Annotated in this window: 10 protein-coding genes; 6 read left to right on the plus strand and 4 right to left on the minus strand. The window is 71.4% G+C overall.

The window, feature by feature from the left end; translation table 11 throughout:
- Nucleotides 1–214 precede the first annotated feature (214 nt).
- Nucleotides 215–1,588 carry a cation:dicarboxylate symporter family transporter gene (locus ABD841_RS17075; protein WP_344972515.1) on the minus strand — a complete coding sequence of 458 codons (1,374 nt, stop codon included), beginning with the start codon at nucleotides 1,586–1,588 and terminating at the stop codon, nucleotides 215–217.
- A gap of 86 nt (nucleotides 1,589–1,674) precedes the next feature.
- Here ABD841_RS17075 and ABD841_RS17080 point away from each other — a divergent pair, with 86 nt between their 5' ends.
- The 3 genes from ABD841_RS17080 (at nucleotide 1,675) to ABD841_RS17090 (ending at nucleotide 4,420) form a co-directional block, all read left to right on the plus strand.
- Nucleotides 1,675–3,327: an ATP-binding protein gene (locus ABD841_RS17080; RefSeq protein ID WP_344972517.1), complete on the plus strand. Its 1,653-nt coding sequence runs from the start codon at nucleotides 1,675–1,677 to the stop codon at nucleotides 3,325–3,327.
- On the plus strand, nucleotides 3,324–3,995 hold the full coding sequence (locus ABD841_RS17085) for a response regulator (RefSeq protein WP_344972519.1): 672 nt from the start codon (nucleotides 3,324–3,326) through the stop codon (nucleotides 3,993–3,995). The genes ABD841_RS17080 and ABD841_RS17085 overlap by 4 nt, the downstream gene beginning before the upstream one ends.
- Nucleotides 3,996–4,075: 80 nt before the next feature.
- Nucleotides 4,076–4,420 carry an STAS domain-containing protein gene (locus ABD841_RS17090; protein ID WP_344972521.1) on the plus strand — a complete coding sequence of 115 codons (345 nt, stop codon included), beginning with the start codon at nucleotides 4,076–4,078 and terminating at the stop codon, nucleotides 4,418–4,420.
- On the opposite strand, the gene ABD841_RS17095 is transcribed toward ABD841_RS17090, so the two are convergent.
- Both ABD841_RS17095 and ABD841_RS17100 read right to left on the minus strand, forming a co-directional pair.
- Entirely contained in the window at nucleotides 4,421–4,651 is a 231-nt protein-coding gene (locus ABD841_RS17095) for an HGxxPAAW family protein (RefSeq protein WP_344972523.1), read from the minus strand. It lies immediately after the preceding gene.
- A gap of 23 nt (nucleotides 4,652–4,674) precedes the next feature.
- Nucleotides 4,675–5,121 carry a MarR family winged helix-turn-helix transcriptional regulator gene (locus ABD841_RS17100; RefSeq protein WP_344972525.1) on the minus strand — a complete coding sequence of 149 codons (447 nt, stop codon included), beginning with the start codon at nucleotides 5,119–5,121 and terminating at the stop codon, nucleotides 4,675–4,677.
- Nucleotides 5,122–5,201: 80 nt separating this feature from the next.
- On the opposite strand from ABD841_RS17100, the gene ABD841_RS17105 reads away from it, so the two are divergent.
- The 3 genes from ABD841_RS17105 (at nucleotide 5,202) to ABD841_RS17115 (ending at nucleotide 6,240) form a co-directional block, all read left to right on the plus strand.
- Nucleotides 5,202–5,384 (plus strand): hypothetical protein, encoded by a 183-nt coding sequence (locus ABD841_RS17105; RefSeq protein ID WP_344972527.1) that lies wholly within the window; start codon nucleotides 5,202–5,204, stop codon nucleotides 5,382–5,384.
- Between the two features lie 115 nt (nucleotides 5,385–5,499).
- The gene (locus ABD841_RS17110) at nucleotides 5,500–5,691 is read left to right on the plus strand and encodes a DUF5302 domain-containing protein (protein ID WP_344972529.1); all 192 of its coding nucleotides are present in this window, start codon (nucleotides 5,500–5,502) and stop codon (nucleotides 5,689–5,691) included.
- Between the two features lie 108 nt (nucleotides 5,692–5,799).
- Nucleotides 5,800–6,240 carry a type II toxin-antitoxin system PemK/MazF family toxin gene (locus ABD841_RS17115; protein ID WP_344972530.1) on the plus strand — a complete coding sequence of 147 codons (441 nt, stop codon included), beginning with the start codon at nucleotides 5,800–5,802 and terminating at the stop codon, nucleotides 6,238–6,240.
- Nucleotides 6,241–6,335: 95 nt separating this feature from the next.
- Here ABD841_RS17115 and ABD841_RS17120 read toward each other — a convergent pair.
- Nucleotides 6,336–7,085: beta-xylosidase family glycoside hydrolase (locus ABD841_RS17120; RefSeq protein WP_344972532.1), on the minus strand; the 750-nt coding region annotated here is incomplete at its 5' end.

Genomic DNA, 7,085 nt, shown 5'->3' on the forward strand with positions numbered 1-7,085 from the left:
CCGGAGGACGGGAACCCCTGACGTGAGGCGCCGAAGGCCTCCGGGCGAGACCCCCGCCGCAGGATCGGAGCGCCCGACGCCCGGATGAGGCCCTGCCCGCCGGACCCCGGCGGGCAGGCCCTGACACGCGGCCGGGACGGCGTGGACCGGTGGCGGGCGCCCGCTCCCCCGAGACGGGCGCCCGCCACCGGTCCGTGGACCGGTGGATCCTCCGTCAGGCCGGTGTCATGACCTCCTTGTCCCGGTCCGCGTCCCCGCCGGGCACTCCGGCGGCCTGCGGGGGCCGCGGCGCGGCGTCGTGCTCGTCGAGGAGGGTGGTCTCGTCGAACGGCACCCGCCCGGCCAGGACCTCGGCGGCACGCTCCCGGTCGAACTCACCGGTCCAGGTGCCGATCAGGACGGTGGCCACCGCGTTGCCCGCGAAGTTGGTCAGCGCCCGCGCCTCGGACATGAAGCGGTCGATGCCGACGATGAGGCCGACGCCGTCGACCAGGTCGGGACGGTGCGACTGCAGGCCGCCGGCGAGCGTGGCCAGGCCCGCGCCGGTGACCCCGGCCGCGCCCTTCGAGGCGATCATCATGAAGACCAGCAGGGAGAGCTGCTCGCCGATGGAGAGCGGGGCTCCGGTGGCGCTCGCGACGAACAGCGTGGCCATGGTGAGGTAGATGGCGGTGCCGTCGAGGTTGAAGGAGTAGCCGGTCGGCACGGTGATGCCGACGACGGGCCGGCTCACGCCCAGGTGCTCCATCTTGGCGATCAGGCGGGGCAGGGCCGACTCCGAGGACGAGGTCGACAGGATGAGCAGGAACTCCCTGCCCAGGTAGCGCAGCAGGGAGAACAGGCCGACCCGCGCCACCAGCCAGAGCATCGGCCCGAGGACCGCCAGCACGAAGACCAGGCAGGTCGCGTAGAAGGCGAGCATGATGACGCCGAGACTCCTGAGCGCGTCCACGCCGGTGGCGCCGACGACCGCGGCGATCGCGCCGAAGGCGCCGACCGGGGCCGCCCACATGATCATGGCGAGGATCCGGAAGACGAGCCGCTGGATGTGCCCGATGCCGTTCAGGATGGGCGTGGCCCGCTCCCCCATCGCCTGCAGGGCGAACCCGGCGAGCAGCGCGACGAGGAGGGTCTGCAGCACCTGGCCCTCGGTGAACGCCGAGACGAGCGTGGTGGGGATGATCCCGAGCAGGAACGTCACCGTGTCGCTCTCGCCGCCCTTGGCCGCCTCGTCCGCGGCGGCCTTGCGGAGTTCGTCAGTGAGCTGGAGGCCGTGGCCCGGGTCGACCAGGTTGCCCACGACCAGGCCGATGCCCAGCGCGACGGTCGACATGGCCAGGAAGTAGCCGAGCGCGAGGCCGCCGACCCGGCCGACCTTGGCGGCCTTGGTGACCGACCCCACGCCGAGCACGATCGTGCAGAAGATGATGGGACTGATCATCATCTTGATGAGCGCGACGAAGGCCGTACCCAGCGGCTTCAGCGCCTTGCCGAGATCGGGGGCGGCCAGTCCGACCGCGATGCCGAGGATCACGGCGACGATGACGGCGATGTAGAGATAATGTGTTCGATCCCGGGTCGCGGACATACGGTTCCCCGTTCTGGATGGAAACTCTGGTCAAGCGACTATGGGCCGGTTCTGTGATCTAAGTCACCATTGCGTACATTTCGTTCGTGAGCTTGCAGAAACTGACCGGACACATGCGCGGCTGGAGCCTGGCCAGGCAGATGCTGGCGCTGCAGATCGTCGTGGTGGGGGTCACCGTGGCGGGCGGCGCCGTCCTGGCCTTCCTCCAGGCGGGCGAGCTGCTCCGGGACGAGGCCGCCGGCACCGCCAGAGCGGTGACCGTCAGCGTCGCCGACTCCCCGTCGGTCCTCGCCGCGATGGGCGACTCGGCCGCCCTGCAACCGTACGCGGAACGGGTCCGGCGGGAGACCGGCGTCGACTTCGTCACGATCATGAGCGTCGACGGCGTGCGCTACACCCACCCCAACCCGGCGCAGATCGGTCGTCGTTTCCTCGGCAACACCGCGCCCGCCCTGGCCGGGCGGGTCTTCACCGAGACCTACACCGGCACGCTCGGCCCCTCGGTCCGCGCCGTCGCCCCGGTGCGTGACGCGCGGGGCAGGGTGGCGGGCCTGGTCAGCGCGGGCATCACGATCGACAAGATCAGCGCCAGGCTCCGCGGGCAGGTGGCCGGGGCGGCGCTGATCGGCGCGCTCGGCCTGTCCGTCGGCGGGGCGGGCACCTACCTGGTCGGCAGCCGGCTGCGCCGCCAGACCCACGGGATGGGCCCGGCCGAGCTGAGCCGGATGTACGAGTACCATGACGCGATCCTGCACGCGGTGCGGGAGGGGCTGCTGCTCGTCGACACCTCCGGTACGGTGACGCTGTGCAACGACGGCGCCCGGGAGCTCCTGGGCCTGGAGGGCGAGGTGAGCGGGCGGCACGTCACCGGGCTGGGCCTGCCCCCCTCCCTGGCCGAACGGCTGGCGACCGGCGAGAACCTCACCGACGAGATCCACATGACCGGTGAGCGGACGCTCGTGGTGAACGCCGCGGTGGTCCGCTCGGGCTCCCGCTCGCTCGGCACCGTGGTCACCCTGCGCGACCACACCGAGCTGCAGTCCCTGGCCGGGCAGCTCGACGCCGAGCGCGGCTTCGCCGACTCCCTGCGCGCCGCCGCGCACGAGGCGGCCAACCGGCTGCACACCGTGATCACCCTCGTCGAGCTGGGCCGGACCGAGCAGGCCGTGGCCTTCGCGACCGAGGAGATCAAGGCGGCGCAGCAGCTGACCGACCGGGTGGTGGGCGCGGTACGCGAACCGGTGATCGCCGCGCTGCTGCTGGGCAAGAGCGCCGAGGCCGGGGAGCGGGGGGTGGAGCTGGTGATCACTCCTGACAGCGGGCTCGACGACATCGGCCTGGACGCCCGGGACCTGGTGACGATCCTCGGCAACCTGATAGACAACGCGGTGGACGCCGCCATGGCCGGTACGCCGCCCGCGCGGGTGGAGGTCCGCCTGCGGGCCGACGAGACGGCCTTCCTGATCAGCGTGGCCGACAGCGGTCAGGGGCTCGATCCCGCCACGGCGGACGAGGCGTTCCAGCGGGGCTGGACCACCAAGGGCGACGGCCGCGGCCTCGGCCTGGCCATGGTCGGGCAGGCGGTCCGCCGCCTGGGTGGGACGATCGAGGTGGGCTCGGCGGCCGGAGCCGCCGTGACGGGTGCCGGAGGGCACGGGGGGCACAGCGGGAACGGGGCGGCCGGGCCGGGCGCGGTGTTCACCGTACGGCTGCCGCTGCGGGGGAAGGACGTTCGATGATCTCGGTACTGGTCGTCGAGGACGAGAAGATCACCGCCGAGGCGAACCGGCTCTTCGTCGAGCGGGTGCCCGGTTTCCAGGTGAAGGGAGTGGTCAGGTCGGGTGGGGAGGCGCTGCGGTTCCTGCGGCGGGAATCGGTCGACCTGATCCTGCTCGACCTCTACCTGCCCGACATGCACGGCCTGGACGTGTGCCGGGCGCTGCGGGCGGCGGGGGTGCTGTCGGACGTCATCGCGGTCACCTCGGCGCGCGACCTGTCGGTGGTCCGGTCGGCGGTCTCGGTCGGCGTGGCGCAGTACCTGCTCAAGCCGTTCACGTTCGCCTCGCTGAGCGAGAAGCTCACCCGCTACGCGGAGTTCCGGTCGTCGGTCGAGGGCTCCGGGGAGGCCAGCGGCCAGGGCGAGGTGGACCGCGCGCTGGCGGCCCTGCGCGGCCCGGCGCAGAATCCCCTGCCCAAGGGGATGACCCAGGCGACCCTGGACGCGGTGCTCGCCGAGTTGCGCAAGGCTCCCGACGGCCTGTCGGCGCAGACCGCCGGGGCCGCGATCGGCGTCTCCCGGGTGACGGCCCGGCGTTACCTGGAGCATCTGACCGAGATCGGCGTCACCCGCCGGGTTCCCCAGTACGGCGGGGTCGGGCGGCCCGAACTGCTCTACCGGATCACCTGAGCACTCTGGCGTCACGAAGCTCGTGGAACTGGTAGGAAAAAGGCAGCCCGCCCTGCGACCCGCGGGCGAAGGAGCAAAGCATGGCCTTTTTCACGGTCTCATCGAGCATGCTCGGCACGGCGCTCGTCGTGCAGGCGAACGGTGAACTCGACTACCGGCACGCCCCGGTCTTCCGCAGCGAGCTGACCAAGGCGTGGGAGGCCGGAACGCCTCCCCTGGTCGTCATCGACCTCACCGGTCTCACCTTCTGCGACTCCACCGGCATGGCGGAACTGATCCTGGGGCTCCAGCGCAGCCATGCCCTGGGCACGCGACTGGTTCTCGCCGGCGTGCACGGCACGCTGGAGCGGATTCTCGCCATCACCGGCCTGCGCTCCTCCTTCGAGGTCTTCCCCTCCGTCGAGGAGGCCCTGCGGAGCGCCTGATCAGCCGTTGCCCCCCTGGTCGATCGGGACCCGGGGCGCGTCCACGATGACGTCGGAGAAGATGTCGACGGCCAGGGCGATCACACCGCCGACCGCGATGATCCCGCCGCCCGCCCAGAACAGCGTCCAGTTGGGGCCGAGGCACAGGGCCACACCCCCGACGGTGAACCCCAGCAGAATGACGATCACCGCAAGCCAAGACTTGGGGCTTCCTCCGTGGCTTCCAGCCATGAGTCTTTCCTCTCCCGTACGAATCAGTGATGCGTGCCGTTCGCCGCGGCGATCACCCGGGTCAGCGACCGGTGGAGCTCCTCCAGCTCCGCCAGCTCCATACCCAGGCGTTTGACGATCATCGGCGGGATCGCCTCCGCCTCGTCCCGCAGCTTGCGGCCCTCCGGCGTGAGCGATACGGCCAGGACGCGCTCGTCCTGGCTGTCACGCTGCCGCCGGATGTAGCCGACCACCTCGAGACGCTTCAGCAGCGGGGACAGCGTACCGGGGTCGAGTCTCAGTAGCTTGCTCAGCTCCTTGACAGAGAGGGGTGCGCGCTCCCAGAGGGCGAGCATCACCAGATACTGGGGGTGGGTCAGCTTCATGGGCTCCAGCAGCGGCCGGTAGAGCGCGATGACGTTGCGCGAGGCGACCGCCAGGGCGAAGCACACCTGGCGGTCCAGGCTCAGGGCATCCGCCGTTTCACTCATACAACCCTCCACCCCCACATAGTATGATAATTGGTGCACAAACTGTTGACGCCCCAAGTGTCGGCACGCAAAGGAGTCCCATGTTTCACCGCAAGCCGATCGAGGAGCGGATCGCCGAGCGGCAGGCTCAGCGCCCCGCCCTCAAGGAGGGCAAGTACTTCGAGCACGGGCCCGCGAAGTTCGTCTTCATCTTCGGCATCGTCTTCGTGGTCGTCGGCCACCTGGCGGGCCTGCTGTTCCTGATGGCCCTGGGCGTGCACTAGACCCCCGCAGAAAGTGGCGGTACGGCCTGTTCCAGTCAGCCGAATCCCCGGTTACGGCATGAGATGATGATCCGGTTGGCTGGGGCTGGACCACCGCCCAGATCAGGAGGTCTGCATGTCTGACGTCACACAGGAACCCGAGAGTTCCGACGACGAACTGAAGCGCAAGTTCCGCGAGGCCCTGGAGCGTAAGAAGCAGGCCCAGACGGACGCGGGCGCCGGAGGCCGGGGGAAGGGCTCCTCGAAGATCCACGGTTCTCACGGCCCCGTGGGGGGCAAGCGCTCCTTCCGCCGCAAGAGCGGCTGAGCGGCGGCTGAGCACGGTGCGGCCGAGGCGGGCCGGGCACGCCCCGCAGGGGCCGCCCGTCCCGCACCCGGCGCCGCGGCGGAGCGCCGGGCCCCGTAGGCTGTCCGGGTGCGTGATCTCGGCGAAGACCCCCGTCCGGCACGCGGCGCCGTCCGCGAGGTCCACCGCGTCGACCGGGCGGCGACCCTGGACTACTCCCCCGACCTGGACGGGCTCGCCGACCCCGGTGAGATCGTCTGGGCCTGGGTCCCCTACGAGGAGGACCCGGACCGGGGCAAGGACCGGCCGCTGCTGGTCGTCGGCCGTGACGGGCGCAGGCTGCTGGCGATGATGCTGTCCAGCCGCGGCGGCGGAGACCCCCGCGAGTGGCTGGAGATCGGTCCCGGCCGCTGGGACCGGGAGAACCGCGTCTCCTATCTGCGCCTGGACCGGATCTTCGTCCTGGACGAGGACGGCATCCGGCGCGAGGGCTCGATCCTGGACGGCGAGCGCTTCGCCCGCGTGGCCGCCGTGCTCGCGCGGACCCACGGCTGGGCCGCCGACGGCTGAGGCCCGTCCCGCGGATCCTCGACGACATCGTCCTCCCGTCACACGGGATCACCCCCGGCCGTCCGGCCGGGGGCGATCACGCGTGACACGCGGCGCTAGGAGCCGTAGGTGCGCACGTAGTCGAACCGCGCGACCGCGCCCGCCCTGTTCATCGAGACCAGGCCGATCTTGAGATCCCCCTTGATCGGCAGAGTCCAGACGCCGTTGTGCACCCAGTGCTCGCCGTCCCGGCTGGTCGCGGCGCGCACCTCGTTCTCGTTGTTCACGGTGTCGGCGTGGTAGGAGAGCCGCAGCCACATGGTGTCCGCGGTCGGCCCGCCGAACATCGGGGCGTTGGCCACCGGGGTCGGCGGCGTGGTCGTCGGCCGCTCGCCCTCCTTGCCGAACTCGCTGACCTGCAGCAGGGCCCCGCCGCCGTTGTTCAGCGGCAGCACCGAGTGGACCATCTTGAACCAGCGGTCGTCGTTCTCGTACAGCAGGATCCCGGCCTGCTGGGCGGACTGGCCCGGAGCGAAGTGGATCTTCGTCTCCACCGTGTAGTCACCCTCCGGCGCGTCCCGCAGCAGCACCGACGCCCTGTTGTCTCCCAGGTACAGCTCCGCGTTCTGGGTCGGCCAGGAGAGCGCGCCCGCGTCCATGGCCGCCCCGGCCGCCGGGCCGCGTACCCACCGCCACGGTGAGTCGGCGGTCGTGCCGGGCAGGGTGCCGCCGTCGAACTCGTCGCTGTGGGCGGGGAGCAGCGGTCCCGGCCCGGGCACGGTCACCCGCTCCGTCACCGGCCGGTGGAGCGCCGCCGCGCCCACGTTGTCGGTGGCGGCCGGGCCGCCGCGTGCGGCCGCGCCGAC

It is taken from the genome of Streptosporangium fragile, from assembly GCF_039534445.1.
GTDB classification, from domain to species: Bacteria; Actinomycetota; Actinomycetes; order Streptosporangiales; family Streptosporangiaceae; genus Streptosporangium; species Streptosporangium fragile.

What these genes read in the sequence shown, in the direction of transcription:
- ABD841_RS17075 (WP_344972515.1), bottom strand. Translation starts at nt 1,588, where the DNA reads ATGTCCGCGACCCGGGATCGAACACATTATCTCTACATCGCCGTCATC.
- ABD841_RS17085 (WP_344972519.1), top strand. Translation starts at nt 3,324, where the DNA reads ATGATCTCGGTACTGGTCGTCGAGGACGAGAAGATCACCGCCGAGGCG.
- ABD841_RS17090 (WP_344972521.1), top strand. Translation starts at nt 4,076, where the DNA reads ATGGCCTTTTTCACGGTCTCATCGAGCATGCTCGGCACGGCGCTCGTC.
- ABD841_RS17095 (WP_344972523.1), bottom strand. Translation starts at nt 4,651, where the DNA reads ATGGCTGGAAGCCACGGAGGAAGCCCCAAGTCTTGGCTTGCGGTGATC.
- ABD841_RS17100 (WP_344972525.1), bottom strand. Translation starts at nt 5,121, where the DNA reads ATGAGTGAAACGGCGGATGCCCTGAGCCTGGACCGCCAGGTGTGCTTC.
- ABD841_RS17105 (WP_344972527.1), top strand. Translation starts at nt 5,202, where the DNA reads ATGTTTCACCGCAAGCCGATCGAGGAGCGGATCGCCGAGCGGCAGGCT.
- ABD841_RS17110 (WP_344972529.1), top strand. Translation starts at nt 5,500, where the DNA reads ATGTCTGACGTCACACAGGAACCCGAGAGTTCCGACGACGAACTGAAG.